Genomic DNA, 26,058 nt, shown 5'->3' with positions numbered 1-26,058 from the left:
GCTACCGTCCTCAGTTCTACTTCCGTACTACTGACGTAACGGGCTCAGTTGAGCTGCCAGAAGGCGTTGAGATGGTAATGCCAGGCGACAACATCAAAATGGTTGTTACCCTGATCCACCCAATCGCGATGGACGAAGGTCTGCGCTTCGCAATCCGCGAAGGCGGCCGTACCGTTGGTGCGGGTGTTGTTGCTAAAGTTATCGCTTAATTATCGATAACGTTTGACGCAATGCACACGAAAAGGGCATCATTTGATGCCCTTTTTGCACGCTGCTTCATAGAACCTGGCTCATCAGTGATTTTCGATCATAATCATTGCTGAGACAGGCTCTGTTATGCGGCGTAGGATACCGAGTTACGCCCCAAAAGCTCATTCGGTTTGGATGCCTCGCACTGCGGGGCAGAATAGTTTCTGAATTATTGTGGCAGGTTGGTTTATGAGTGCGAATACCGAAGCTCAAGGGAGCGGGCGCGGCCTGGAAGCGGTAAAGTGGGTAGTAGTGGTGTTACTACTGCTCGCAGCGATCGTAGGTAACTACCTCTATCGTGATGTGACACTGCCTCTGCGCGCGTTAGCTGTAGTTGTGCTGATTGCAGCGGCCGGCGGCATTGCGCTTTTAACGACCAAAGGCAAAGCGACCGTGGCTTTTGCTCGTGAAGCAAGAACCGAAATGCGTAAGGTTATCTGGCCAACCCGCCAGGAAACGCTGCACACCACGTTAATCGTTGCCGCGGTTACCGCCGTGATGTCACTGATTTTGTGGGGGCTGGATGGTATTCTGGTCCGTCTGGTATCGTTTATCACTGGCCTGAGGTTCTGAGATGTCTGAAGCTCCAAAGAAACGCTGGTACGTCGTACAGGCGTTTTCCGGTTTTGAAGGCCGCGTAGCACAGTCGCTGCGCGAGCACATCAAATTGCACAACATGGAAGAGCTGTTTGGCGACGTCATGGTTCCGACTGAAGAAGTCGTTGAGATTCGTGGCGGCCAGCGTCGTAAGAGCGAGCGCAAGTTTTTCCCGGGTTATGTCCTGGTCCAGATGGTCATGAATGACGCAAGCTGGCACCTGGTCCGCAGCGTTCCGCGCGTGATGGGTTTCATCGGCGGCACCTCTGACCGTCCAGCGCCTATCAGTGACAAAGAAGTCGACGCGATCATGAACCGTCTGCAGCAGGTTGGCGATAAGCCACGGCCGAAAACGCTGTTCGAGCCAGGTGAAATGGTTCGCGTTAATGACGGTCCGTTTGCTGACTTTAATGGCGTCGTTGAAGATGTGGATTACGAGAAGAGTCGTCTGACTGTCTCCGTTTCCATCTTTGGACGTGCAACACCGGTTGAACTCGACTTCGGTCAGGTGGAGAAAGGTTAACCTCTTTCCGCTCACAATTTAGCTGTTGCAGCAGGCGCGAAATTTAACTACAATTTCGCGCCTTTTGTTTTTATGCGCTGGCAACAGCGTGTGAATCGTTATCACGGGGAGCCTTTTCAGGCGCTATAACCCAATTGAGGAAATATCATGGCTAAGAAAGTCCAAGCCTACGTCAAGCTGCAGGTTGCAGCTGGTATGGCGAACCCAAGTCCACCGGTTGGTCCAGCACTGGGTCAGCAGGGTGTTAACATCATGGAATTCTGTAAAGCGTTCAACGCGAAGACCGAATCTCTGGAAAAAGGTCTGCCGACTCCTGTTGTTATCACTGTATACAGCGACCGTTCTTTTACCTTCATTACCAAAACGCCTCCGGCTGCCGTACTGCTGAAAAAAGCAGCGGGCATCAAGTCTGGTTCTGGTAAGCCGAACAAAGATAAAGTCGGTAAAGTGACTCGTGCTCAGGTACGTGAAATCGCAGAAACTAAAGCTGCGGACATGACTGGTTCTGACGTTGAAGCGATGACTCGCTCCATCGAAGGTACTGCTCGTTCCATGGGCCTGGTAGTAGAGGACTAAGAAATGGCTAAGCTGACCAAGCGCATGACCGTAATTCGCGACAAAGTTGACGCGACCAAGCAGTACGACATTGCTGAAGCGATCGCTCTGCTGAAAGAACTGGCTACCGCTAAGTTCGTAGAAAGCGTTGACGTTGCTGTAAACCTCGGCATCGATGCTCGTAAATCTGATCAGAACGTGCGCGGCGCGACCGTTCTGCCACACGGTACTGGTCGTTCAGTACGTGTTGCTGTCTTCGCCCAGGGCGCCAACGCTGAAGCTGCTAAAGCAGCAGGCGCTGAGCTGGTAGGTATGGAAGACCTGGCCGATCAGATCAAGAAAGGCGAAATGAACTTTGACGTTGTTATTGCTTCTCCGGATGCAATGCGCGTTGTTGGCCAGCTGGGCCAGGTTCTGGGTCCACGTGGCCTGATGCCAAACCCGAAAGTCGGTACTGTAACCCCTAACGTTGCTGAAGCAGTTAAGAATGCTAAAGCGGGTCAGGTTCGTTATCGTAACGACAAAAACGGCATCATCCACACTACCATCGGTAAAGTGGACTTCGACGCTGACAAACTGAAAGAAAACCTGGAGTCTCTGCTGGTTGCGCTGAAAAAAGCTAAACCATCTCAGGCGAAAGGCGTGTACATCAAGAAAGTTAGCCTTTCAACCACCATGGGCGCCGGCGTTGCCGTTGACCAGGCTGGTCTGAACGCAACAGCAAACTAATTGCTGCTTGAAACGGGCGAAAAATTCACCTAGAATCTTACGCCCGTTGTTCTGTTAATAGCAGAACCGATACCAGAGAGTCAGAACCGGTCGCTGCGTTTATCGCCTTCCCGCTTTGAACCCTGCTGCATCAAACAGAATTTAGGTTGGAGCCAGGCCTTATCCTGGCCTCCGTCCAAGACCGCAGGAGCAGCTTATCTTCGGATATTCCGCTTAATTCCCTGCGTAGACGGTGACAGAACCAAAAGAATTTTTTCTTAGCTGGATTCTGCTCACCGTGTTCGAGCGCTTATTTTCCTTCGGGTGAGTAAGTGAAGTGAGTTCCGGGGAAATCCTTCCCCGGTCAAATCCAGGAGCAAAAGCTAATGGCATTAAATCTTCAAGACAAACAAGCGATTGTTGCTGAAGTCAGCGAAGTAGCCAAAGGCGCGCTTTCAGCGGTTGTTGCGGATTCCCGTGGCGTTACCGTTGATAAAATGACCGAACTGCGTAAAGCAGGTCGTGAAGCTGGCGTTTACATGCGTGTTGTTCGTAACACCCTGCTGCGCCGCGTCGTTGAAGGTACTCAGTTTGAGTGCCTGAAAGACACGTTTGTTGGTCCGACCCTGATTGCATATTCTATGGAACACCCGGGCGCTGCTGCTCGTCTGTTCAAAGATTTCGCGAAAGCGAATGCAAAATTTGAGGTCAAAGCTGCAGCCTTTGAAGGTGAGCTGATCACGGCGGCTAATATTGACCGTCTGGCAACTCTGCCGACCTACGAAGAAGCACTGGCACGTCTGATGTCGACCATGAAAGAAGCCGCTGCTGGCAAACTGGTCCGCACTCTGGCTGCTGTACGCGATGCAAAAGAAGCGGCTTAAGGCCAGATTCTTTTTCTTCGTACTTGCTAACGTATAAACTTTTTCTGATTCTTAGGAACAATTGTCATGTCTATCACTAAAGACCAAATTCTGGAAGCTGTTGCAGCTATGTCCGTAATGGAAGTAGTTGAGCTGGTTTCTGCTATGGAAGAAAAATTCGGCGTTTCTGCTGCTGCCGCTGTAGCTGTTGCTGCTGGCCCAGCTGAAGCTGTTGAAGAAAAAACTGAATTCGACGTTATCCTGAAAGCTGTTGGCGCGAACAAAGTAGCAGTAATCAAAGCCGTACGTACTGCAACTGGTCTGGGCCTGAAAGAAGCCAAAGATCTGGTTGAAGCAACTGGCGTAATCAAAGAAGGCATCAGCAAAGATGACGCAGCTGCACTTGAAGCTGCTCTGAAAGAAGCTGGCGCTGAAGTTGAAGTTAAGTAAGACAACCTTCGGGTTGCAGTCTGAGTAGTTTCAGGCTGATGGCTGGTGACTTTTTGGTCACCAGCCTTTTTGCGCTCCAGGGCCTCAATGGGGTTTCACACTGTTTGTCCATTGTTGCTCTTCAATATCTTTCTCTATCGACGACTTAATATACCGCTTTCCTGTGCGGGTTCCCTGCCCTCGCAACAGCGATGAAATGATTTAAGCGTGATAGAAAGAGGTATTGCACTGCTGCCGCGCAGCCAGTGAATCAAACAAAATCGTGTTGCATGAACTGTCCTGTCAGGACGGACAGCGTGGGTCGACTTGTCAGCTAGCTGAGGAACCCTATGGTTTACTCCTATACCGAGAAAAAACGTATTCGTAAGGATTTTGGTAAACGTCCACAAGTTCTGGACATACCTTATCTCCTTTCCATCCAGCTTGACTCGTTCCAGAAGTTTATCGAGCAAGATCCAGAAGGTCAGTACGGACTGGAAGCTGCATTCCGTTCCGTCTTCCCTATCGCGAGCTACAGCGGCAACTCTGAGTTGCAGTATGTGAGCTATCGCTTAGGTGAACCTGTCTTTGACGTGAAAGAGTGTCAGATCCGTGGCGTGACCTATTCGGCACCGCTGCGCGTGAAACTGCGTCTGGTGATCTATGAGCGCGAAGCGCCAGAAGGCACCGTAAAAGACATTAAAGAGCAAGAAGTCTACATGGGCGAAATTCCGCTCATGACCGACAACGGTACCTTTGTTATCAATGGTACCGAGCGCGTTATCGTTTCTCAGCTGCACCGTAGTCCTGGCGTGTTCTTTGACAGCGATAAGGGTAAAACCCACTCTTCGGGTAAAGTGCTGTATAACGCACGTATCATCCCTTACCGTGGTTCATGGCTCGACTTTGAGTTTGACCCGAAAGATAACCTGTTCGTCCGTATTGACCGTCGTCGTAAGCTGCCGGCCAGTATCATTCTGCGCGCACTGCATTACACCACCGCTGAAATCCTCGATATCTTCTTCGAGAAAGTGGTGTTTGAAATCCGTGACAACAAGCTGCAGATGGAACTGGTGCCTGAGCGCCTGCGCGGTGAAACCGCGACCTTCGATATCGAAGCTAACGGCACCGTCTACGTCGAAAAAGCACGCCGTATTACTGCGCGCCATATCCGTCAGCTGGAAAAAGATGGCATTCAGCACATCGAAGTCCCGGTTGAATATATCGCGGGCAAAGTGGTCTCTAAAGATTATATCGATGAGAGCACCGGTGAGCTGATCATTGCTGCCAACATGGAGCTGTCGCTGGATCTGCTGGCTAAGCTGAGCCAGGCGGGTCATAAGCGCATCGAGACGCTGTTCACCAACGATCTGGACCACGGTCCTTATATCTCCGAGACCCTGCGTGTCGACCCAACCAGCGATCGCCTGAGCGCACTGGTTGAGATCTACCGCATGATGCGTCCTGGTGAGCCGCCAACGCGTGAAGCTGCAGAGAACCTGTTTGAGAACCTGTTCTTCTCTGAAGATCGTTACGATCTCTCTGCGGTTGGCCGCATGAAGTTCAACCGTTCATTGCTGCGTGATGAAATCGAAGGTTCAGGCATCCTGAGCAAAGAAGACATCATCGAAGTGATGAAGAAGCTGATCGACATCCGTAACGGTAAAGGCGAAGTGGACGATATCGACCACCTCGGTAACCGTCGTATTCGTTCAGTGGGTGAGATGGCTGAGAACCAGTTCCGTGTCGGTCTGGTGCGTGTTGAGCGTGCGGTTAAAGAGCGCCTGTCACTGGGCGACCTCGATACCCTGATGCCACAGGACATGATCAACGCCAAGCCAATTTCGGCGGCGGTGAAAGAGTTCTTTGGTTCAAGCCAGCTGTCTCAGTTTATGGATCAGAACAACCCGCTGTCAGAGATTACGCACAAACGTCGTATCTCTGCTCTCGGCCCAGGCGGTCTGACCCGTGAGCGTGCCGGCTTCGAAGTGCGTGACGTACACCCAACGCACTACGGTCGTGTCTGCCCAATCGAAACCCCTGAAGGTCCGAACATCGGCCTGATCAACTCCTTGTCTGTCTATGCGCAGACCAACGAGTACGGTTTCCTTGAAACACCTTATCGTCGCGTTATCGACGGTTTAGTGTCTGATGAGATTCACTACCTCTCCGCTATCGAAGAGGGTAACTACGTTATCGCTCAGGCTAACGCCTCTCTGGATGATAACGGCGCGTTTGTTGATGATCTGGTCACCTGCCGTAGCAAAGGCGAGTCGAGCCTGTTCAGTCGCGATCAGGTTGACTACATGGACGTCTCCACCCAACAGGTGGTTTCTGTCGGTGCATCACTGATCCCATTCCTGGAACACGATGACGCCAACCGCGCCCTGATGGGTGCGAACATGCAACGTCAGGCCGTTCCGACTCTGCGTGCTGATAAGCCGCTGGTTGGTACCGGTATGGAGCGCGCGGTTGCGGTTGACTCCGGTGTAACCGCCGTAGCGAAACGTGGTGGTACCGTGCAGTACGTTGATGCATCCCGTATCGTTATCAAAGTTAACGAAGACGAAATGCACGCTGGCGAAGCCGGTATCGACATTTACAACCTGACCAAATATACCCGTTCTAACCAGAACACCTGCATCAACCAGATGCCATGTGTTTCTCTGGGTGAGCCGGTTGAGCGCGGCGACGTGCTGGCAGATGGCCCGTCCACCGACCTCGGTGAACTGGCGCTGGGCCAGAACATGCGCGTAGCGTTCATGCCGTGGAACGGCTACAACTTCGAAGACTCCATCCTGGTCTCCGAGCGTGTGGTTCAGGAAGATCGCTTCACCACTATTCACATCCAGGAACTCGCCTGTGTGTCGCGTGACACCAAGCTGGGGCCAGAAGAGATCACTGCGGATATCCCGAACGTGGGTGAAGCCGCTCTGTCTAAACTGGATGAATCCGGCATCGTTTATATCGGTGCTGAAGTGACCGGTGGTGACATTCTGGTGGGCAAGGTTACGCCGAAAGGTGAAACCCAGCTGACGCCGGAAGAAAAACTGCTGCGCGCTATTTTCGGTGAAAAAGCCTCTGACGTGAAAGATTCGTCACTGCGCGTACCGAATGGCGTGTCAGGCACCGTGATTGACGTTCAGGTCTTTACCCGCGATGGCGTGGAAAAAGACAAACGTGCACTTGAAATCGAAGAGATGCAGCTGAAGCAGGCCAAGAAAGACCTGTCTGAAGAACTGCAGATTCTGGAAGCGGGCCTGTTCAGCCGTATCCAGAGCGTGCTGATTTCGGGTGGCGTTGAAGCAGACAAACTGGACAAGCTGCCGCGTGAGCGCTGGCTGGAACTGGGTCTGACTGACGAAGCCAAGCAAAACCAGCTGGAGCAGCTGGCAGAGCAGTACGACGAACTGAAACACGAGTTTGAGAAGAAGCTCGAAGGTAAGCGTCGTAAGATCACCCAGGGCGATGATCTGGCACCAGGCGTGCTGAAAATCGTTAAGGTTTATCTGGCGGTTAAGCGTCAGATTCAGCCGGGTGACAAAATGGCGGGTCGTCACGGTAACAAAGGTGTTATCTCCAAGATCAACCCGATCGAAGATATGCCTTACGATGAACACGGCACGCCGGTTGACATCGTACTGAACCCGCTGGGCGTACCGTCACGTATGAACATCGGTCAGATCCTCGAAACCCACCTGGGTATGGCAGCGAAAGGCATCGGCGAGAAAATCAACGCCATGCTGAAGAAGCAGGAAGAAGTCGCGAAACTGCGCGAGTTCATCCAGCGCGCTTACGACCTGGGTACCGACGTACGTCAGAAAGTTGACCTGAATACGTTCACCGACGACGAAGTCCTGCGTCTGGCTGAGAACCTGAAAAAAGGTATGCCAATCGCCACTCCGGTGTTTGACGGCGCGAAAGAGAGCGAAATCAAAGAGCTGTTACAGCTCGGCGGCCTGCCTTCTTCTGGTCAGATTACCCTGTTTGACGGCCGTACCGGTGAGCAGTTCGAACGTCAGGTAACCGTTGGCTACATGTACATGCTGAAACTCAACCACCTGGTTGATGACAAGATGCATGCGCGTTCAACAGGTTCCTACAGCCTGGTTACTCAGCAGCCGCTGGGTGGTAAGGCGCAGTTCGGTGGTCAGCGCTTCGGTGAGATGGAAGTGTGGGCGCTGGAAGCATACGGCGCCGCGTATACCCTGCAGGAAATGCTTACCGTTAAGTCTGATGACGTCAACGGCCGTACCAAGATGTATAAAAACATCGTTGACGGCAACCATCAGATGGAACCGGGCATGCCAGAATCCTTCAACGTACTGTTGAAAGAGATTCGCTCGCTGGGTATCAACATCGAGCTGGAAGACGAGTAACCCCCACTTCAGGCTGGCGGGCAACCCCGCCGCCTGAAAGCGCAGGGTTTAAGCGCTCGCAATTGTACTGGTTATGGGGCGTTCAATTTCGGTTGGACGCCCCTGAGTCTCACTCCGACGGGAGCTAATCCGTGAAAGACTTACTTAAGTTTCTGAAAGCGCAAACTAAAACCGAAGAGTTTGATGCGATCAAAATTGCGCTGGCTTCGCCAGACATGATCCGTTCCTGGTCTTTCGGTGAAGTGAAAAAGCCGGAAACCATTAACTACCGTACTTTCAAGCCAGAGCGCGATGGTCTGTTCTGTGCCCGTATCTTCGGGCCGGTAAAAGACTACGAGTGCCTGTGCGGAAAGTATAAGCGCCTGAAACACCGTGGTGTGATTTGTGAGAAGTGCGGCGTTGAAGTGACCCAGACTAAAGTGCGCCGTGAGCGCATGGGCCACATCGAACTGGCGTCGCCAACTGCGCACATCTGGTTCCTGAAGTCACTGCCTTCGCGTATCGGCTTACTGCTGGATATGCCCCTGCGTGACATCGAGCGCGTGCTCTACTTTGAATCTTACGTGGTAATCGAAGGTGGCATGACCAACCTCGAGAAGCGCCAGATTCTGACTGAAGAGCAGTACCTTGACGCGCTGGAAGAGTTCGGTGATGAGTTCGACGCCAAAATGGGCGCCGAAGCGATCCAGGCCCTGTTGAAAAACATGGATCTGGAGCAGGAGTGCGAGCAGCTGCGCGAAGAGCTGAACGAAACCAACTCTGAAACCAAGCGTAAAAAACTGACCAAGCGTATCAAGCTGCTGGAAGCGTTCGTTCAGTCTGGCAACAAGCCAGAGTGGATGATCCTGACCGTGCTGCCTGTACTGCCGCCGGATCTGCGTCCGCTGGTACCGCTGGACGGTGGCCGTTTTGCTACGTCGGATCTGAACGATCTTTATCGTCGTGTGATCAACCGTAACAACCGTCTGAAGCGCCTGCTGGATCTGGCTGCGCCAGATATCATCGTACGTAACGAAAAACGTATGCTGCAGGAAGCGGTAGATGCCCTGCTGGACAACGGTCGTCGCGGTCGTGCGATCACCGGTTCCAACAAGCGTCCGCTGAAATCGCTGGCTGACATGATCAAAGGTAAGCAGGGTCGTTTCCGTCAGAACCTGCTGGGTAAACGTGTCGACTATTCAGGTCGTTCGGTTATCACCGTAGGTCCATACCTGCGCCTGCATCAGTGCGGTCTGCCGAAGAAAATGGCACTCGAACTGTTCAAACCGTTCATTTACGGCAAGCTGGAACTGCGTGGCCTCGCCACCACCATCAAAGCCGCGAAGAAAATGGTTGAGCGCGAAGAAGCGGTTGTCTGGGATATCCTCGACGAAGTAATCCGTGAGCACCCGGTTCTGCTGAACCGTGCGCCTACGCTGCACCGTCTGGGTATTCAGGCGTTTGAACCGGTTCTGATCGAAGGTAAAGCGATCCAGCTGCACCCGCTGGTTTGTGCGGCTTATAACGCCGACTTCGATGGTGACCAGATGGCTGTTCACGTACCGCTGACGCTGGAAGCCCAGCTGGAAGCGCGTGCGCTGATGATGTCGACCAACAACATTCTGTCTCCAGCGAACGGCGAGCCAATCATCGTTCCTTCACAGGACGTTGTTCTGGGTCTGTACTATATGACCCGCGACAAAGTGAACGCCAAAGGCGAAGGCATGGTGCTGACTGGCCCGAAAGAAGCTGAGCGTGTTTACCGCGCTGGCCTGGCTGAGCTGCATGCCCGCGTTAAAGTTCGTATCACTGAATACAGCAAAAACGAGCAGGACGAATTCGTTCCGAAAACCAGCATTATCGACACCACCATTGGTCGTGCGATTCTGTGGATGATCGTACCGCAAGGTCTGCCGTACTCAATCGTTAACCAGGCGCTGGGTAAAAAAGCCATCTCCAAAATGCTGAACACCTGTTACCGCATTTTGGGCCTGAAGCCGACCGTTATCTTTGCTGACCAGACCATGTACACCGGTTTTGCTTACGCAGCCCGTTCAGGTGCGTCAGTCGGTATCGACGACATGGTTATCCCGGCCAAGAAAGTGGAAATCATCTCTGAAGCTGAAGCCGAAGTGGCTGAGATTCAGGAACAGTTCCAGTCTGGTCTGGTTACCGCCGGCGAACGTTATAACAAAGTCATCGATATCTGGGCAGCAGCGAACGAACGTGTTGCCAAGGCGATGATGGAAAACCTTTCAACCGAAACCGTGATCAACCGTCATGGCGAAGAAGAGAAACAGGTTTCCTTTAACAGCATCTTTATGATGGCCGACTCCGGTGCGCGTGGTTCTGCTGCACAGATTCGTCAGCTGGCCGGTATGCGTGGTCTGATGGCGAAGCCAGATGGCTCCATCATCGAAACACCAATCACGGCGAACTTCCGTGAAGGGTTGAACGTACTTCAGTACTTCATCTCAACCCACGGTGCGCGTAAAGGTCTGGCGGATACCGCACTGAAAACGGCGAACTCCGGTTATCTGACGCGTCGTCTGGTTGACGTTGCACAGGATCTGGTGGTTACCGAAGACGATTGTGGTACGCACGAAGGCATCATGATGACTCCGGTCATCGAAGGTGGCGACGTTAAAGAACCACTGCGTGAACGTGTACTGGGTCGTGTGACGGCAGAAGACGTGCTGAAGCCAGGCACCGCTGACATTCTGGTTCCACGTAACACCCTGCTCGATGAGCACTGGTGTGACGTGCTGGAACTGAACTCAGTAGACAGCCTGAAAGTCCGTTCGGTAGTAGGTTGTGAAACCGACTTTGGTGTGTGTGCACACTGCTACGGTCGCGACCTGGCACGTGGTCACATCATCAACAAAGGTGAAGCGATCGGTGTTATCGCGGCACAGTCCATCGGTGAGCCGGGTACACAGCTGACGATGCGTACGTTCCACATCGGTGGTGCGGCATCACGTGCGGCTGCTGAATCCAGCATTCAGGTGAAGAACAAAGGTACCATCAAGCTGACCAATGCTAAGTCGGTAACCAACTCGGCTGGCAAGCTGGTGATCACCTCGCGTAACGTTGAACTAAAAATGATCGACGAATTTGGTCGTACCAAAGAGAGCTATAAAGTTCCTTACGGTGCCACCATGGCGAAAGGTGATGGTGAGCAGGTTGCAGCGGGCGAAACCGTCGCAAACTGGGATCCGCACACCATGCCGGTTATCACCGAAGTGGGCGGTTTCATTCGCTTCACCGACATGATTGATGGCCAGACCATTACCCGCCAGACAGATGACTTAACCGGTCTCTCCTCGCTGGTAGTTCTGGACAGCGCCGAGCGTACTGCGGGCGGTAAAGATCTGCGTCCAGCGCTGAAAATTGTGGATGCCAACGGCAACGACGTTCTGATTCCGGGCACCGATATGCCGGCTCAGTACTTCCTGCCAGGTAAAGCGATTGTTCAGCTGGAAGATGGCGTTAAAATCAGCGCCGGTGACACGCTGTCGCGTGTACCGCAGGAATCTGGCGGTACCAAAGATATTACCGGTGGTCTGCCACGCGTTGCTGACCTGTTCGAAGCGCGTCGTCCGAAAGAGCCGGCTATTCTGGCCGAGATCAGCGGTATTATCTCGTTCGGTAAAGAGACCAAAGGTAAGCGTCGTCTGGTGATTACTCCGCTGGATGGCAGCGAGCCGTACGAAGAGATGATTCCGAAATGGCGTCAGCTGAACGTGTTCGAAGGTGAACGTGTTGAGCGTGGTGACGTGGTTTCTGATGGCCCAGAGTCTCCACATGACATCCTGCGCTTGCGTGGCGTGCATGCGGTGACCCGTTACATCACTAACGAAGTGCAGGAAGTTTACCGTCTGCAAGGCGTTAAGATTAACGATAAGCACATCGAAGTCATCGTTCGTCAGATGCTGCGTAAAGCAACCATCATGAGCGCAGGAAGTGCAGACTTCCTCGAAGGTGAACAGGCTGAATTCTCTCGCATCAAGATTGCTAACCGCGATCTGGAAGCGAACGGAAAAGTTGGTGCCACTTTCATGCGTGACCTGCTGGGTATCACCAAAGCGTCACTGGCAACCGAATCGTTCATCTCTGCCGCATCGTTCCAGGAGACTACTCGTGTCCTGACCGAAGCTGCTGTAGCAGGCAAGCGCGACGAACTGCGCGGTCTGAAAGAGAACGTAATCGTGGGTCGTCTGATCCCGGCCGGTACCGGTTACGCTTACCATCAGGATCGTATGCGCCGCAAAGCGGCAGGTGAAGTGCCGGTAGCACCGCAGGTTACTGCGGATGAAGCCTCAGCCAGCCTGGCCGAATTGTTGAACGCCGGTCTCGGCGGTAACAACGACGAGTAATCGTCATTGGCGTAATAAAAAACCCTGCTTCGGCAGGGTTTTTTTTGTCTTCAGTTCAGCTTGTTCCATTCATTGCGACTGAGGCCGATATCTTTTAGCTGGCTGTCGCTGAGTTTCGACAGAATAAGGCGGGTTTCACGCCGGCACTGCCAGCGTCTGAAGCTGCGCCACAGATAACGCACCAGTGTGTAAGGTGTACCGGTAAACGGTTTGCCTGCGCGATTTTCATCGTATCCCATCATGCTGCCCTCATTGTTTTGCCTGAGGACTATTTTCGTAAAGTAGCGCTGTATGATACAGACCCAAAAATCACTTTTATTTAACATACAGATTGCTGTCAGTGCGATCTGAATGGTAATAATAGTGACTAACTGTACTGGTTCAGGCTTTGAAAATTGCAACGAGGGGATACGATGACCCGATATGAACATCTGGCTACGCTACTGGCGCAGCGCATTGAACAGGGCTTATACCGCAGCGGAGAGCGTCTTCCTTCAGTACGCAGCCTGAGCGCCGAACATGGCGTGAGCATCAGTACGGTACAACAGGCCTATCACCTGCTGGAAGAGAAGCAGATGATCACGCCGCAGTCGCGTTCGGGCTATTTTGTGGCATCACGGAAAGCGACCCCGCCGATACCCGCACTGACGCGGCCTGCGCAGCGGCCGGTTGAAGTCACCCAGTGGGACGCGGTACTGGAGTTGATCAACAGCCGTCTGGAAGATGACGTGCTGCAACTTGGCAGCGGCATGCCCGATCTGACCCAGCCGACGCTAAAGCCGCTGTGGAAAGCATTTAGCCGTCAGGCCCAGAAGCAGGAAACGGCGCTGCTTAATTATGACAACCTGTATGGCGTGCTCGCGCTGCGACAACAGATTGCGCGTCTGGCGATCGATAGCGGCTGTCAGTTTACCGCTGATGACATTGTGATCACCACCGGCTGTCATGAAGCGTTATCCGTCGCAGTACGCGCGGTCTGCGAGCCCGGCGATATCATCGCGGTTGAGTCACCTTCCTTTCACGGCATCATGCAGACGCTGCGCGGCTTTGGCATTCGCGCCATTGAGATCCCCACCGATGCGGTGACCGGCATCAGTCTGGAAGCACTGGAACTGGCATTTGATCAGTGGCCAATCAAAGCGGTGGTGGTGGTACCGAACTGCAATAACCCGCTGGGTTTCATTATGCCGGAACCGCGTAAACGCGCCTTGCTGGCGTTGGCGCAACGCTTTGACGCCGCGGTGATTGAAGACGATGTCTATGGTGAGCTTGCCTGGGAATATCCGCGTCCGCCGACCATCAAAGCGTTAGATCTGGATGGCCGGGTCCTGCTCTGCAGCTCGTTTTCTAAAACGCTGGCACCCGGATTACGGGTTGGCTGGGTGGCACCGGGCCGCTACCGGGACCGCGTCCTGCATATGAAGTACATTGTTACCGGCTCTACCGCCACGCAACCGCAACATGCTGTGTCGGAGTTTATTCGTCAGGGCCATTATCAACCCCATCTGCGGCGGATGCGGCAGATCTATCATCGCAACTATGAAACCTTCAGCTGCTGGGTGCGTCATTACTTCCCCTGTGGGATTTGCGTGTCCCGTCCGCAGGGCGGTTTCCTGATGTGGATTGAGTTGCCGGAGCCCTTTGATGCCGTTCGTCTTAATCGCGAACTGCGTGAATCTAAAATTCAGATCGCCGTCGGCTCACTGTTTTCCGCCTCGGGCAAATACCGTAACTGTCTGCGCTTAAACTACGGCTTGCCGATCACTGAACAAACCGAACAGGCGGTGGCGCGGGTAGGGGCAGCCGTCGAGCGGGCGATGCAGGCCTGCCAGCATGATGATCTTCCTGCCGCCTTATCGCCCGATTTGCTGGTGGCTAAGTAGGAAAGAAGCAGGGCCAGAAAGAGGAGGGAACTGGCCCTGGTCAGGTAACCGTACCTGACGAAGGCCACACTAAACGGCTGTCTGACACCGCGCCAGTGACTGATTGGCTAACTGCGCGCGGTATTCCTGATTTATCGCTGCCGTTACAGCAGTTTGATTATTTTTGCGCGCTGTTACCCAACAATACTCACGCTGGCTGCGCCGGTTCAGCCAGCGCCAGCAGGGTACGCGTCGCTTCATGCCAGTCCTCTGCCTCGGTGATGGCGCTTACCACCGCAATGCCGCCAACGCCGGTCGCCAGCACCGCGGGTGCCCGCGCAACGGAGATACCGCCAATCGCCACGGTCGGAATGTGCGTCAGGCGGGTCAGATGTCGCTGCAGTTCTGCCAGTCCCTGCGGCGCGGATGGCATCTGTTTAGTGCGGGTCGGAAAAATATGCCCGAGCGCGATGTAAGAGGGCTGAATGGCCAGCGCACGATCCAGTTCGGCATCATCATGGGTTGAAATGCCGAGTCGTAATCCCGCCTGGCGGATTTGTGCCAGGTCCGCCACCGCCAGATCCTCCTGACCCAGATGGACACCGTAGGCCTGATGCTTTATCGCCAGCCGCCAGTAGTCATTGATGAACAGGCGCGCATCGTAGCTTTTGCCCAGCGCAATGGCCTGGGCGACGGCCGCTTCTGCCGCCTCGTCCGACTGATCTTTGATGCGCAGTTGCAGGGTACGGACGCCGGCATCTAACAGGCGTTCGATCCATTCAACACTATCGACTACCGGATACAGGCCGAGACGCGACACAGTAGCAGGAAATGCGGACATAGTTACTCCTCCTTCATGGCATCTGCCGGATGATAAAGCTCACCACCCCGGCTGCGAAATTGTTCAGACATCTGTGCCATGCCAACCTCAATCGGCTGCGCGCTGGCTTGCTGGCGTGCGGCAAAATCCCGTACCTCCTGAGATATTTTCATTGAGCAGAATTTAGGGCCGCACATTGAGCAGAAATGGGCCACCTTGCCGGACGCCTGAGGCAATGTTTCGTCATGCATCGCGCGCGCCGTATGCGGATCGAGTGCCAGATTGAACTGATCTTCCCAGCGGAATTCAAAGCGCGCTTTTGACATCGCGTTATCCCGGATCTGCGCGCCCGGATGGCCTTTGGCGAGATCGGCGGCATGAGCGGCGATTTTATAAGTGATCAGACCCTGCTTCACATCCTCCTTATCTGGCAGACCAAGATGTTCTTTGGGCGTGACATAACACAGCATCGCACAGCCGAACCAGCCAATCATTGCGGCGCCGATACCGGAGGTAATGTGGTCATAGCCGGGCGCAATGTCGGTGGTGAGGGGACCAAGCGTATAGAAGGGGGCCTCGTGACACCGATCGAGCTGCTCTGTCATATTACGGCGGATCATATGCATCGGGACGTGGCCGGGGCCTTCAATCATCACCTGCACATCATATTCCCAGGCGATCTGCGTTAGCTCGCCCAGCGTTCGCAGTTCGGCGAACTGCGCTTCATCGTTAGCATCCTGAATCGAGCCTGGACGCAAGCCATCGCCCAGCGACAGTGAGACATCGTAGGCCGCGCAGATTTCACAGATTTCGCGGAAATGCTGATAGAGGAAGCTCTCCTGATGATGCGACAGACACCATTTCGCCATGATCGATCCGCCGCGCGAGACAATCCCGGTCAGCCGTTTTGCCGTCATCGGCACGTAGCGCAGCAGTACGCCCGCATGAATGGTGAAGTAGTCGACTCCCTGTTCAGCCTGTTCCAGCAGCGTATCGCGGAATACTGCCCAGTTGAGCGCTTCGGCCACGCCGTTCACTTTCTCCAGCGCCTGATAAATCGGCACTGTGCCGATTGGCACCGGGCTGTTACGCAAAATCCATTCGCGCGTTTCATGAATATTACGGCCAGTAGAGAGATCCATCACCGTATCGGCGCCCCAGCGGGTCGACCAGACCAGTTTCTCTACCTCCTCCTCAATCGACGAGCTGACCGCTGAATTGCCGATGTTGGCATTCACCTTGACCAGGAAGTTACGCCCGATAATCATCGGTTCCGATTCAGGATGGTTAATGTTGGCGGGAATAATCGCCCGGCCAGCCGCCACTTCCTGACGCACAAACTCCGGGGTGATGTTATCTGGCAAATGCGCGCCAAAACTGTGGCCCGGGTGCTGTTGCAGTAACACCTCGCTGCGAATTCGCTCACGGCCCATATTCTCCCGCAGGGCGATGAACTCCATCTCCGGCGTCACGATGCCCTGACGGGCGTAATGCATCTGCGTGACGCAACGGCCAGCAAGGGCGCGACGCGGGGTGGGCAGCGCGTCAAAGCGCAGATGATCGAGGCTATCATCCGCCAGACGCTGCTGGGTATAGTCTGAACTGCGCTGTGGCAGTGGCTGGCTATCATTGCGTTCTTCGATCCAACCTGCCCGCAGCTTTGTCAGCCCGCGATGCAGATCAATCTGCGCGGCGGGATCGCCATAGGCACCGGCGGTGTCATAGACCGGCACCGCCTCATTCTGCTCATAAAGTGGCTGATCTTTACTGCCGCCGACCGGGGTCGGACTGAGCCTGATTTCGCGCATCGGTACGCGAATATCCTCCCGACTGCCGGTAATCCAGATGCGTTCAGAACGGGGAAATGCGCTGCCGCCTTGCAGTGAATCGATAAATTCCTGCGCCAGGGCACGCTGTTCACGACGGGTCATTTTTGGGTCAGACATAGCAATCTTCCAGTTGAGTGGGAATGATGCTTGTCCGGAGTTCGGAAGGAGTAACAGCACGGGCAGTGCAAGAGACTGGCGTACCGACAATATTTACTCTTGTTCCCTTCGCAGGTTCTAACCTGATCAGGTTCCGCGGATCCCGAATTAACGGTCTCAGCCCAACTGGGCACTCCGACAAGAATGCGGTTTTACGCTGCGGCTGGCAGAGCGCCCGCTGAAGACGAAAAACCTTAACGTTCTAACAGAAAAAAATGGGTTCTTCTGGCCTCAGCCATCAGAACCCCTTCAGCATAAAAGGGCTGCAACTGAATCACAACCCCTTTACCTGCGTTTAACCTTATGCCGGACGAGCAATCTGGCTGTCATTGGCCACCGGCGGTGGTGCCAGATGGTTATCCCACGCCAGCTGGATCAGCTTGTCTTCCAGCGTAAAGCGCGCCTCCAGCACTTCACCGACTTCAGATAGCGCCTGCTGGAACGTCATGCAGTTATCATCATCGATCGCCTGCTGCAGATGGCCATCATACAACTGCATCAGGCGCTCAGTGTTGGCTTCCAGCGGGGGATAGATTTGGGCCGCCGCGATCATCGGGCTGTCACCACTCATCTCACTGATGATGCGTTCATAAATACTAAAGTGACCGGCGGAAAGATAATCGACCAGGCCATGACAAAAGTTATCCAGCGCCTGCTCATCAAGGCGGGTCAGGGCTTCTTTATTCGGTTTAAGTCCGACCAGATGGTAATAGGTTACTAACAGCTGGCGACGGGCTTCCAGCCACGAATCGACCAGTTCGTTACTGCCACCTACGCGTTCGGCCAGGACGTCTAACTGGTTAAGCATATCTAACTCCATGTGAGTTATAGTTGTTCATCTACACACTTAACATCAGGACTTCAGCGTGCGAGTTGACGCTAAGGATGACGAAATAAATGCAATGCGAAATCTCAAGCGTAGACGCTGGATGGTGGATTGTCAGCCACGAGCAGAAACTTTGGTTGCCGCAAGGTGATTTACCCCACGGAAGCGCCGAAAATTTCGGTCTGACGGGTACCAAAGCCCGACAGATTGGCGAGTGGCAGGGGGAAAAAGTCTGGCTGATTTGCGAGCTACGTGCAGAGAGCATGTTCTCGGTACGGCAACTGATCGATCTGGATGTGGGGCTGTTTCAGCTGGCGGGACGCGGCGTGCAGCTGGCGGAGTTCTACCGTTCCCATCGCTGGTGTGGCTACTGTGGTCACGAAATGCACCACAGCAAACATGAGTTTGCCTGCCTGTGCAGTCATTGCCGCGAGCGCTATTATCCGCAGATTGCGCCCTGCATTATCGTGGCGATCCGGCGTGGCGATGAGATCCTGCTGGCGAATCACGCCCGTCATCGTAATAACGTCTATACCGTACTGGCTGGCTTTGTCGAAGTCGGCGAGACGCTGGAACAGGCGGTGGCACGTGAAGTGATGGAGGAGAGTAATATCCGCGTCAAAAATGTCCGCTACGTCACCTCCCAGCCGTGGCCATTCCCGCAATCGCTGATGACGGCGTTTATGGCGGAATATGATAGTGGCGATCTGCAACATGACGGCAAAGAGCTGCTGGATGCGGCCTGGTTTCGTTTTGATGCCTTGCCCTTGCTGCCGCCACCGGGCACCGTGGCGCGCCGCCTGATTGAAGATACCGTCGCCCTGTGCCGCGCCGAAGCGTGAAAGTGCTACACTACACGCCTGAAATTGAGAGAGTAATGAAATGAGTGAACTGAAGAACGATCGTTATTTGCGTGCCCTGTTACGTCAGCCAGTAGATGTAACGCCAGTGTGGATGATGCGCCAGGCCGGACGTTATTTACCAGAATACAAAGCGACGCGCGCCGAAGCGGGTGACTTTATGTCGCTGTGTAAAAATGCTGAGCTGGCCTGTGAGGTGACGCTGCAGCCGCTGCGCCGCTATCCGCTGGATGCTGCAATCCTCTTCAGTGACATCCTGACTATCCCTGATGCGATGGGCCTGGGCCTCTATTTCGAAACCGGCGAAGGTCCGCGCTTTTCGCATCCGATTACCTGCCGGGCAGATGTAGAGCGTTTGCCGGTGCCCGATCCGGAAATGGAACTGGGTTACGTAATGAACGCGGTACGCACCATCCGTAAAAACCTGAACGGCGACCTGCCGCTGATCGGATTTACCGGCAGTCCGTGGACGCTGGCTACCTACATGGTGGAAGGCGGCAGCAGCAAAGCGTTCACCAAAATCAAAAAGATGATGTATGCCGATCCCGCCACGCTGCATGCGATGCTGGATAAACTGGCGGACAGCGTTATTCTCTATCTCAATGCCCAGATTCGCGCCGGTGCGCAGTCAGTGATGGTGTTTGATACCTGGGGCGGCGTCCTGACCGGCCGTGATTATCGCGAGTTCTCGCTGCACTACATGCACAAAATCGTCGATAGCGTGCTGCGTGAAAACGACGGTCGTCGGGTGCCGATTACCCTGTTCACCAAAGGGGGCGGGCAGTGGCTGGAAGCGATGGCCGAAACCGGCTGCGATGCGCTGGGCCTCGACTGGACCACAGATATCGACGATGCACGCCGCCGTGTCGGTGACAAAGTTGCGCTGCAGGGCAACATGGATCCTTCAATGCTCTATGCGCCACCCGCCCGTATTGAACAGGAAGTGGCCGGGATTCTGCAGCGCTTTGGCAATGGCACCGGTCATGTTTTCAATCTCGGTCACGGTATTCATCAGGATGTCCCGCCGGAAAATGCGGGCGTGTTTGTTGAAGCGGTGCACCGTTTATCGCGTCCTTTCCATCAGGAGTAACCATGGATATTGCCGCACTTCGCGCTGAGCAGTTGCAACGCGCCGCTGATGTGGTGCGTGAAGATGACTTTGACGTATTGCCGCCGCGCTTTATTGGCGGGGCGGACGTCGGATTTGAACAGGAAGGTGCCGTCACCCGGGCGGCGCTGGTGGTGCTTGAGTGGCCTTCGCTAACGCTGGTGGAACATCGCATTGCGCGTATTGAGACCACCATGCCTTACATTCCCGGCTTTCTCTCCTTCCGTGAGTATCCGGCGTTGATGGCCGCATGGCAGATGCTGGAGCAAAAACCGGATCTGCTGTTTGTCGACGGTCACGGTATCTCCCATCCCCGACGGCTCGGCGTTGCGTCGCATTTTGGCCTGCTGGTCGATGTGCCCACCATTGGTGTCGCGAAAAGTCGTCTGTGTGGCCGGTTTGCCGATCTGGATGCGCAGCCTGGCAGTCGTCAGCCACTGATCGACAAAGGCGAACAGATAGGCTGGGTATGGCGCAGCAAGCAGCGTTGCAATCCGCTGTTTGTCGCCACCGGTCATCGTGTCAGCCTGGATACCGCGCTGCAGTGGGTCGAAAACTGTACGCGTGGTTACCGGCTGCCGGAACCGACCCGCTGGGCCGACGCGGTTGCCTCGAACCGAACCGCTTTCCAGCGCTGGCAAAACGCGCTTTAACACTGTTTGTGCTGCGCTTTTGCAGTTACACTGCCGCCAGCGAAACGAATAAGAGCCACCTTTATGTTACAAAATCCCGTTCATCTGCGTCTGGCGAAGCTGGAAAGCTGGCAGCATCTTACTTTTATGGCCTGCCTGTGTGAGCGTATGTACCCGAATTATCGGGCATTCTGCGAGCAGACCGAATTTGCCGATCCGGCACTCTATCGCCGCATTCTTGATCTGATCTGGGAAAACCTGACGGTCAAAGATGCGAAGATCAACTTCGACAGCCAGCTGGAAAAACTTGAAGCTGCCATTCCTGATGGTGATGCGTTTGAGGTTTACGGTGTGTATCCGGCGATTGATGCCTGCGTGGCATTAAGCGAAGTGGTTCATGCGCAGCTGAGCGGCGACACACTTGAGCACGCGATTGAAGTCAGCGAGACCTCAATTACTACCGTTGCCATGCTGGAAATGACCCAGGCTGGACGCGAAATGACCGACGAAGAGCTTCGTGAAAACCCGGCCATCATTGATGAATGGGACCTTCAATGGGAGATTTTCCGCCTGCTTGCCGAGTGCGAAGAGCGTGACCTTGAATTAATCAAAGGCCTGCGATCGGACCTGCGTGAAGCGGGAATTAGCAACATCGGTATAAATTTCCAGCAGTAAGGCGACAAAACGTGACTTCAGGCCCGAATTAGCGCGCCTGGAGGCTTCACATCGGCCCCCTCTCTGGTCTACATTTGGGGGGCTGAAAATTGTGGCTATCGGTGCGTGCAGGCTGAAGAGTGCCAGAATATGGCTTTTCCCTCGCACTCGTTGCTTAGCAAGCGATAAATACACTTTAAGGATAACTTATGAACAAGACTCAACTGATTGATGTGATCGCAGAAAAAGCTGACCTGTCTAAAACCCAGGCAAAGGCAGCGCTGGAATCTACTCTGGCTGCGATCACTGAGTCTCTGAAAGATGGTGATGCTGTACAACTGGTTGGTTTTGGTACTTTTAAAGTGAACCACCGCGCTGAGCGTACCGGTCGTAACCCGCAGACTGGCAAAGAGATCAAAATCGCTGCAGCAAATGTACCGGCATTCGTGTCTGGTAAAGCGCTGAAAGACGCCGTTAAGTAAGACGTCGCACTGCGGTTAAGCTTTAAAACAGGGGGCGATTCGCCCCTTTTGTTTAAGGGGCCTGCCATCATGACCACGCTGCTTCAGCGTTTTTCCGCCCTGTCTCTCTCCTTATTGCTTTTCGGTTGCAGCTCAACACCCGATATTCCTCCTTTCTCTGCCAGTGGTTATCTTGCTGACCGTGGCGTCGTGCGCATCTGGCGCAAGAATAACGATCACCATTCGGTCCATATCCGCACCATTTTTACCCCGTTCGCCAGCGGTGAAGGGGAAATTACCGATTACATCTGGCTGGAAGAGGCGTTAATCAGCGTTCATCGTCAGGTCAAAGGCGAGCATCCCGATGACGTCACCTTACGGTTTGACCAGGAAGGCGGCCTTAACTTTATGCAGCGCCAGCTGGCTGGCCGGCGCGAAGCGGTCAGTCCGGATGCGGTTGAGTTGTATAAGTTCGACGCCCAGCGGATGCGCCACGTTAGTGACGCGCTGCTCAGCGGCCGGATATTCCTGCGGCAGGGTCACTGGCAGGGCGGCAATTTGATCGAAAGCTGTGAAGGCCAGCAGGTCAGGCCCGCCTTCGATAGCGATGCCTTACGGACGCTGGCGCAGCAGCAGCGTGGGTCGGCCTCGCCATTGATGGTTTCATGGCTGGAAGCGCCGGAAGGGGTGCAACTGTTGCGGGTAAGCCAGCAGGATGACTGCGCACAGCAGCCGAAAGAAGAGGATATGTAAGCGCAGGAGTAAGGGGCACACTGTGCCCCTTTGACTTATTTGCGGTTAATAGCGCGGTAGCCAATATCGCGGCGGCAGAAACTGCCTTGCCAGGAAATCGGCTGAGCCAGCTGATAAGCCCGCTGTTGGGCCGCCGCCACATCGTCGCCCAGCGCGGTAACGCACAGTACCCGGCCACCGTTGGTAAGCACTAAATCGTCTTCCAGGCGTGTTCCGGCGTGGAATACCTTGCCATCCTCAACCTCTTCCAGGGGCAGACCGTGAATCTGATCGCCCTGATGGTAATCGCCCGGATAGCCGCCCGCCGCCAGCACCACGCCCAGTGACGGCCGTGGATCCCACTCAGAGGTTTTCTGATCCAGCGTGCCGGCACAGGCTGCCAGGCAAAGATCGACCAGATCCGACTGCATACGCAGCATGATCGGCTGAGTTTCCGGATCGCCGAAGCGGCAGTTAAATTCGATCACTTTAGGCTGACCGGATTGATCGATCATCAAGCCGGCATAGAGAAAGCCGGTATAGACATTACCTTCAGCGGCCATGCCACGCACCGTTGGCCAGATAATCTGATCCATCACCCGCTGGTGGATCTCATCGGTAACCACCGGTGCCGGAGAATAGGCGCCCATACCGCCGGTGTTCGGGCCGGTATCGCCGTCGCCGACGCGTTTGTGATCCTGGCTGGTGGCCATTGGCAGGACATGCTCGCCATCGACCATGACGATGAAACTGGCTTCTTCACCGTCGAGAAACTCTTCGATCACAATCCGGTGGCCGGCATCGCCAAAAGCATTGCCGGCCAGCATATCCTGAACCGCCGCTTCCGCTTCCTGCAACGTCATCGCTACAATCACGCCTTTGCCCGCAGCCAGACCGTCAGCCTTAATGACGATCGGTGCGCCTTTCTCACGCAGATAGGCCAGCGCAGGCTCAACCTCGGTGAAGTTCTGGTATTCGGCACTCGGGATCTGATGGCGGGCAAGAAAATCTTTGGTGAAGGCTTTTGAGCCTTCCAGCTGAGCGGCTGCCTGGGCCGGGCCAAAAATGTTCAGGCCGGCAGCGCGAAACGCATCGACCACGCCCGCCACCAGTGGCGCTTCAGGGCCGACGATGGTCAGATCGATGGCTTCGCGTTGTGCAAAGGCCAGCAGGGCAGGGATGTCAGTGGCGGCGATCGCCACATTTTGCAGCGCCGGCTCTAATGCGGTGCCAGCGTTGCCCGGTGCCACAAACACAGTTTCCGCCAGCGGAGACTGTGCAGCTTTCCAGGCTAATGCGTGCTCACGTCCGCCATTGCCAATCACTAAAATTTTCATCTGTAACTCTCCAAACGATTAATGGCGGAAGTGGCGCATATCAGTAAAGATCATCGCTATGCCGTGTTCATCGGCTGCGGCGATCACTTCGTCATCACGGATCGAGCCGCCAGGCTGAATCACGCAGCTGATACCTACCGCCGCTGCCGCATCAATACCGTCGCGGAACGGGAAGAAGGCGTCAGACGCCATCGCCGAGCCTTTCACTTCCAGCCCTTCATCGCCCGCTTTGATGCCGGCAATCTTAGCGGAATAGACGCGGCTCATCTGGCCAGCGCCGATACCGATAGTCATATTATCGCGCGCATAAACAATGGCGTTAGACTTAACGAACTTCGCTACTTTCCAGCAGAACAGCGCATCACGCAGTTCCTGCTCCGTTGGCTGGCGTTTGCTGACCACGCGCAGCTGGGTGGCATCGACCATACCGAGATCGCGATCCTGCACCAGTAAGCCGCCATTAACCCGTTTGAAGTCCAGCGCTGCCACCCGGTTTTGCCACTGACCGCAGATCAGCACCCGGACATTCTGTTTGGTCGCGGTAATTTTCAGAGCCGCCTCGGAAACTGCAGGCGCAATGATCACTTCAACAAACTGACGGCTGATAATGGCCTGCGCGGTTGCTTCATCCAGCTCGCGGTTAAAGGCGATGATGCCGCCGAATGCGGAGGTCGGATCGGTCTGCCAGGCACGCTCATAGGCCGTCAGCAGAGAATCACCGACCGCGACGCCGCACGGGTTAGCATGTTTAACGATGACACAGGCCGGCTCGCTGAACTCTTTTACGCATTCCAGCGCCGCATCGGTATCGGCAATGTTGTTATAAGAAAGGGCCTTGCCCTGAACCTGCTGTGCGGTAGCGACGGACGCTTCCGCCACATTCTCTTCTATATAGAAGGCCGCATCCTGATGGCTGTTTTCGCCATAGCGCATATCCTGCTTTTTAATGAAATTCAGGTTAAGGGTACGCGGGAAGCGACCGGCTGGCTGGCCGCGTTCGCCATGATAGGCCGGCACCAGCGATCCAAAATAGTTAGCGATCATGCTGTCGTAGGCGGCTGTATGCTCGAAGGCTTTAATGGCGAGGTCGAAGCGGGTTTCAAGGGTCAGGGCGTTCTGATTCGCATCCATCTCGGCCACGATAGCCGGATAGTCGCTGCTCTTCACTACGATCGCCACATCTTTATGGTTCTTTGCAGCGGAGCGCACCATAGTCGGGCCGCCGATATCGATGTTCTCAACGGCATCTTCCAGCGAACATCCTTCACGTGCCACCGTCTGGGCAAAGGGATACAGGTTTACCACCACCATATCGATTGGGCTGATGTCGTGCTGCGCCATGATGGCATCATCCTGGCCGCGACGGCCCAGAATGCCGCCGTGCACTTTCGGGTGCAGGGTTTTGACGCGTCCATCCATCATTTCCGGGAAGCCGGTGTAGTCAGAGACTTCAGTGACAGGCAGGCCCGCATCCGCCAGCAGGCGAGCCGTGCCACCTGTGGAGAGCAGCTCGACACCGCGGTCAGCGAGCGCCTGAGCAAATTCGAGGATACCGGCTTTGTCAGACACACTGAGCAGAGCGCGGCGTACAGGACGACGTTGTTGCATGGTGGTTTTATCCCTTGGCTTTGTTTCGCGTATATAAGAGCGTTACATCAAGCTTAACGATCCTTCCTTTGCTTATATAAGAAGAAAAGATCGAAAACTTCAGGTAACGCCCCGAAAAGGGGCGTCCGTTACGTCGCCGGGCATTGTAGCGAAAACGTTTGCGTGATGCTCGCCTAAATTCACTGTGGCCGATGAATGTGGATAAGTTTGTGCGTAACTGCGTATAACAGGGGCTTTTGCTGTGGAATGCAGCGAACGGTTGTTTTTATGCAATTTACTGGTTGCGCCTGCCGAACAACTCCCTATAATGCGCCTCCATCGACACGGAACAACGGCTTACCGGCCGCCGGGTTGAGAGGCACAGGAGACTGCGCCGCCGGAGAAAAATTTCTGAAAAAGAAGTTGACTCTGAGGGAGGAAAGCGTAATATACGCCACCTCGCGACAGACGGTTAACCCGCTGCTCGCACTGCTCTTTAACAATTTATCAGACAATCTGTGTGGGCACTCGCAGGA

The 26,058-nt window shown here is 54.6% G+C and carries 22 protein-coding genes and 1 riboswitch; of the genes, 16 read left to right on the top strand and 6 right to left on the bottom strand.

Annotated elements, in window-relative coordinates:
* From AABB92_RS23200 to rpoC, 9 genes are all read left to right on the top strand, one after another.
* Positions 1–209: EF-Tu C-terminal domain-related protein (locus tag AABB92_RS23200; protein ID WP_046289650.1), on the top strand; the 209-nt coding region annotated here is incomplete at its 5' end.
* 229 nt (positions 210–438) lie between these two features.
* Complete coding sequence (gene secE / locus AABB92_RS23195) at positions 439–822, top strand: preprotein translocase subunit SecE (RefSeq protein ID WP_031376913.1); 384 nt, start codon at positions 439–441, stop codon at positions 820–822.
* 1 nt (position 823) lies between these two features.
* Positions 824–1,369 carry a transcription termination/antitermination protein NusG gene (gene nusG, locus AABB92_RS23190; RefSeq protein WP_003848088.1) on the top strand — a complete coding sequence of 182 codons (546 nt, stop codon included), beginning with the start codon at positions 824–826 and terminating at the stop codon, positions 1,367–1,369.
* Positions 1,370–1,516: 147 nt separating this feature from the next.
* Positions 1,517–1,945, top strand: a complete 429-nt coding sequence (rplK, locus tag AABB92_RS23185) for a 50S ribosomal protein L11 (RefSeq protein ID WP_006121495.1) — start codon at positions 1,517–1,519, stop codon at positions 1,943–1,945.
* A gap of 3 nt (positions 1,946–1,948) precedes the next feature.
* Positions 1,949–2,653 carry a 50S ribosomal protein L1 gene (rplA, locus tag AABB92_RS23180; protein WP_031376914.1) on the top strand — a complete coding sequence of 235 codons (705 nt, stop codon included), beginning with the start codon at positions 1,949–1,951 and terminating at the stop codon, positions 2,651–2,653.
* A gap of 365 nt (positions 2,654–3,018) precedes the next feature.
* A complete protein-coding gene (rplJ, locus tag AABB92_RS23175; protein ID WP_003848098.1) occupies positions 3,019–3,516 on the top strand; it encodes a 50S ribosomal protein L10 in 498 nt (165 codons plus the stop codon).
* A 66-nt stretch (positions 3,517–3,582) separates the two neighbouring features.
* Positions 3,583–3,945 carry a 50S ribosomal protein L7/L12 gene (gene rplL, locus AABB92_RS23170; RefSeq protein ID WP_006121499.1) on the top strand — a complete coding sequence of 121 codons (363 nt, stop codon included), beginning with the start codon at positions 3,583–3,585 and terminating at the stop codon, positions 3,943–3,945.
* 329 nt (positions 3,946–4,274) lie between these two features.
* Positions 4,275–8,303, top strand: a complete 4,029-nt coding sequence (gene rpoB / locus AABB92_RS23165; RefSeq protein WP_031376915.1) for a DNA-directed RNA polymerase subunit beta — start codon at positions 4,275–4,277, stop codon at positions 8,301–8,303.
* A 131-nt stretch (positions 8,304–8,434) separates the two neighbouring features.
* Positions 8,435–12,658 (top strand): DNA-directed RNA polymerase subunit beta', encoded by a 4,224-nt coding sequence (rpoC, locus tag AABB92_RS23160; RefSeq protein ID WP_031376916.1) that lies wholly within the window; start codon positions 8,435–8,437, stop codon positions 12,656–12,658.
* Between the two features lie 50 nt (positions 12,659–12,708).
* Here rpoC and AABB92_RS23155 read toward each other — a convergent pair whose 3' ends face one another.
* Positions 12,709–12,897 carry a DUF1127 domain-containing protein gene (locus AABB92_RS23155; RefSeq protein ID WP_031376917.1) on the bottom strand — a complete coding sequence of 63 codons (189 nt, stop codon included), beginning with the start codon at positions 12,895–12,897 and terminating at the stop codon, positions 12,709–12,711.
* A 174-nt stretch (positions 12,898–13,071) separates the two neighbouring features.
* On the opposite strand from AABB92_RS23155, the gene AABB92_RS23150 reads away from it, so the two are divergent.
* Positions 13,072–14,541 (top strand): aminotransferase-like domain-containing protein, encoded by a 1,470-nt coding sequence (locus AABB92_RS23150; RefSeq protein WP_031376918.1) that lies wholly within the window; start codon positions 13,072–13,074, stop codon positions 14,539–14,541.
* Between the two features lie 187 nt (positions 14,542–14,728).
* Here AABB92_RS23150 and thiE read toward each other — a convergent pair whose 3' ends face one another.
* From thiE to AABB92_RS23135, 3 genes are all read right to left on the bottom strand, one after another.
* Positions 14,729–15,361, bottom strand: coding sequence for a thiamine phosphate synthase (thiE, locus tag AABB92_RS23145; protein WP_031376919.1), 633 nt, complete (start codon positions 15,359–15,361; stop codon positions 14,729–14,731).
* 2 nt (positions 15,362–15,363) lie between these two features.
* Complete coding sequence (gene thiC / locus AABB92_RS23140; RefSeq protein WP_046289649.1) at positions 15,364–17,286, bottom strand: phosphomethylpyrimidine synthase ThiC; 1,923 nt, start codon at positions 17,284–17,286, stop codon at positions 15,364–15,366.
* Positions 17,287–17,372: 86 nt separating this feature from the next.
* Positions 17,373–17,473, bottom strand: a riboswitch (TPP riboswitch).
* 153 nt (positions 17,474–17,626) lie between these two features.
* The gene (locus tag AABB92_RS23135; protein ID WP_031376920.1) at positions 17,627–18,133 is read right to left on the bottom strand and encodes an Rsd/AlgQ family anti-sigma factor; all 507 of its coding nucleotides are present in this window, start codon (positions 18,131–18,133) and stop codon (positions 17,627–17,629) included.
* A gap of 89 nt (positions 18,134–18,222) precedes the next feature.
* Between AABB92_RS23135 and nudC the strand changes: the two genes are divergently transcribed.
* From nudC to AABB92_RS23105, 6 genes are all read left to right on the top strand, one after another.
* The gene (gene nudC / locus AABB92_RS23130; RefSeq protein WP_031376921.1) at positions 18,223–18,993 is read left to right on the top strand and encodes an NAD(+) diphosphatase; all 771 of its coding nucleotides are present in this window, start codon (positions 18,223–18,225) and stop codon (positions 18,991–18,993) included.
* A 40-nt stretch (positions 18,994–19,033) separates the two neighbouring features.
* Positions 19,034–20,101 carry a uroporphyrinogen decarboxylase gene (gene hemE / locus AABB92_RS23125; protein WP_031376922.1) on the top strand — a complete coding sequence of 356 codons (1,068 nt, stop codon included), beginning with the start codon at positions 19,034–19,036 and terminating at the stop codon, positions 20,099–20,101.
* 2 nt (positions 20,102–20,103) lie between these two features.
* Entirely contained in the window at positions 20,104–20,772 is a 669-nt protein-coding gene (gene nfi / locus AABB92_RS23120) for a deoxyribonuclease V (protein WP_031376923.1), read from the top strand.
* A gap of 63 nt (positions 20,773–20,835) precedes the next feature.
* Positions 20,836–21,426: a YjaG family protein gene (locus tag AABB92_RS23115; protein ID WP_031376924.1), complete on the top strand. Its 591-nt coding sequence runs from the start codon at positions 20,836–20,838 to the stop codon at positions 21,424–21,426.
* Between the two features lie 188 nt (positions 21,427–21,614).
* A complete protein-coding gene (gene hupA / locus AABB92_RS23110; protein ID WP_003850136.1) occupies positions 21,615–21,887 on the top strand; it encodes a nucleoid-associated protein HU-alpha in 273 nt (90 codons plus the stop codon).
* Positions 21,888–21,956: 69 nt separating this feature from the next.
* Positions 21,957–22,619, top strand: coding sequence for a DUF1481 domain-containing protein (locus AABB92_RS23105; RefSeq protein ID WP_031376925.1), 663 nt, complete (start codon positions 21,957–21,959; stop codon positions 22,617–22,619).
* Positions 22,620–22,654: 35 nt separating this feature from the next.
* Here AABB92_RS23105 and purD read toward each other — a convergent pair whose 3' ends face one another.
* Positions 22,655–23,935 (bottom strand): phosphoribosylamine--glycine ligase, encoded by a 1,281-nt coding sequence (gene purD, locus AABB92_RS23100; RefSeq protein WP_031376926.1) that lies wholly within the window; start codon positions 23,933–23,935, stop codon positions 22,655–22,657.
* 18 nt (positions 23,936–23,953) lie between these two features.
* A complete protein-coding gene (purH, locus tag AABB92_RS23095; RefSeq protein WP_031376927.1) occupies positions 23,954–25,543 on the bottom strand; it encodes a bifunctional phosphoribosylaminoimidazolecarboxamide formyltransferase/IMP cyclohydrolase in 1,590 nt (529 codons plus the stop codon).
* Positions 25,544–26,058: the final 515 nt, after the last annotated feature.

Origin of the sequence: Pantoea brenneri (assembly GCF_038594305.1) — a bacterium.
Lineage (GTDB): Bacteria > Pseudomonadota > Gammaproteobacteria > Enterobacterales > Enterobacteriaceae > Pantoea > Pantoea brenneri.
This window is presented reverse-complemented; position numbering and strand designations above follow the sequence as displayed.

Excerpts from the sequence above, each read along its gene's own strand:
- secE (WP_031376913.1), top strand. The coding sequence starts at position 439 with ATGAGTGCGAATACCGAAGCTCAAGGGAGCGGGCGCGGCCTGGAAGCG.
- nusG (WP_003848088.1), top strand. The coding sequence starts at position 824 with ATGTCTGAAGCTCCAAAGAAACGCTGGTACGTCGTACAGGCGTTTTCC.
- rplK (WP_006121495.1), top strand. The coding sequence starts at position 1,517 with ATGGCTAAGAAAGTCCAAGCCTACGTCAAGCTGCAGGTTGCAGCTGGT.
- rplA (WP_031376914.1), top strand. The coding sequence starts at position 1,949 with ATGGCTAAGCTGACCAAGCGCATGACCGTAATTCGCGACAAAGTTGAC.
- rplJ (WP_003848098.1), top strand. The coding sequence starts at position 3,019 with ATGGCATTAAATCTTCAAGACAAACAAGCGATTGTTGCTGAAGTCAGC.
- rplL (WP_006121499.1), top strand. The coding sequence starts at position 3,583 with ATGTCTATCACTAAAGACCAAATTCTGGAAGCTGTTGCAGCTATGTCC.
- rpoB (WP_031376915.1), top strand. The coding sequence starts at position 4,275 with ATGGTTTACTCCTATACCGAGAAAAAACGTATTCGTAAGGATTTTGGT.
- AABB92_RS23155 (WP_031376917.1), bottom strand. The coding sequence starts at position 12,897 with ATGGGATACGATGAAAATCGCGCAGGCAAACCGTTTACCGGTACACCT.
- AABB92_RS23150 (WP_031376918.1), top strand. The coding sequence starts at position 13,072 with ATGACCCGATATGAACATCTGGCTACGCTACTGGCGCAGCGCATTGAA.
- thiE (WP_031376919.1), bottom strand. The coding sequence starts at position 15,361 with ATGTCCGCATTTCCTGCTACTGTGTCGCGTCTCGGCCTGTATCCGGTA.
- thiC (WP_046289649.1), bottom strand. The coding sequence starts at position 17,286 with ATGTCTGACCCAAAAATGACCCGTCGTGAACAGCGTGCCCTGGCGCAG.
- AABB92_RS23135 (WP_031376920.1), bottom strand. The coding sequence starts at position 18,133 with ATGCTTAACCAGTTAGACGTCCTGGCCGAACGCGTAGGTGGCAGTAAC.
- nudC (WP_031376921.1), top strand. The coding sequence starts at position 18,223 with ATGCAATGCGAAATCTCAAGCGTAGACGCTGGATGGTGGATTGTCAGC.
- hemE (WP_031376922.1), top strand. The coding sequence starts at position 19,034 with ATGAGTGAACTGAAGAACGATCGTTATTTGCGTGCCCTGTTACGTCAG.
- nfi (WP_031376923.1), top strand. The coding sequence starts at position 20,104 with ATGGATATTGCCGCACTTCGCGCTGAGCAGTTGCAACGCGCCGCTGAT.
- AABB92_RS23115 (WP_031376924.1), top strand. The coding sequence starts at position 20,836 with ATGTTACAAAATCCCGTTCATCTGCGTCTGGCGAAGCTGGAAAGCTGG.
- hupA (WP_003850136.1), top strand. The coding sequence starts at position 21,615 with ATGAACAAGACTCAACTGATTGATGTGATCGCAGAAAAAGCTGACCTG.
- AABB92_RS23105 (WP_031376925.1), top strand. The coding sequence starts at position 21,957 with ATGACCACGCTGCTTCAGCGTTTTTCCGCCCTGTCTCTCTCCTTATTG.
- purD (WP_031376926.1), bottom strand. The coding sequence starts at position 23,935 with ATGAAAATTTTAGTGATTGGCAATGGCGGACGTGAGCACGCATTAGCC.
- purH (WP_031376927.1), bottom strand. The coding sequence starts at position 25,543 with ATGCAACAACGTCGTCCTGTACGCCGCGCTCTGCTCAGTGTGTCTGAC.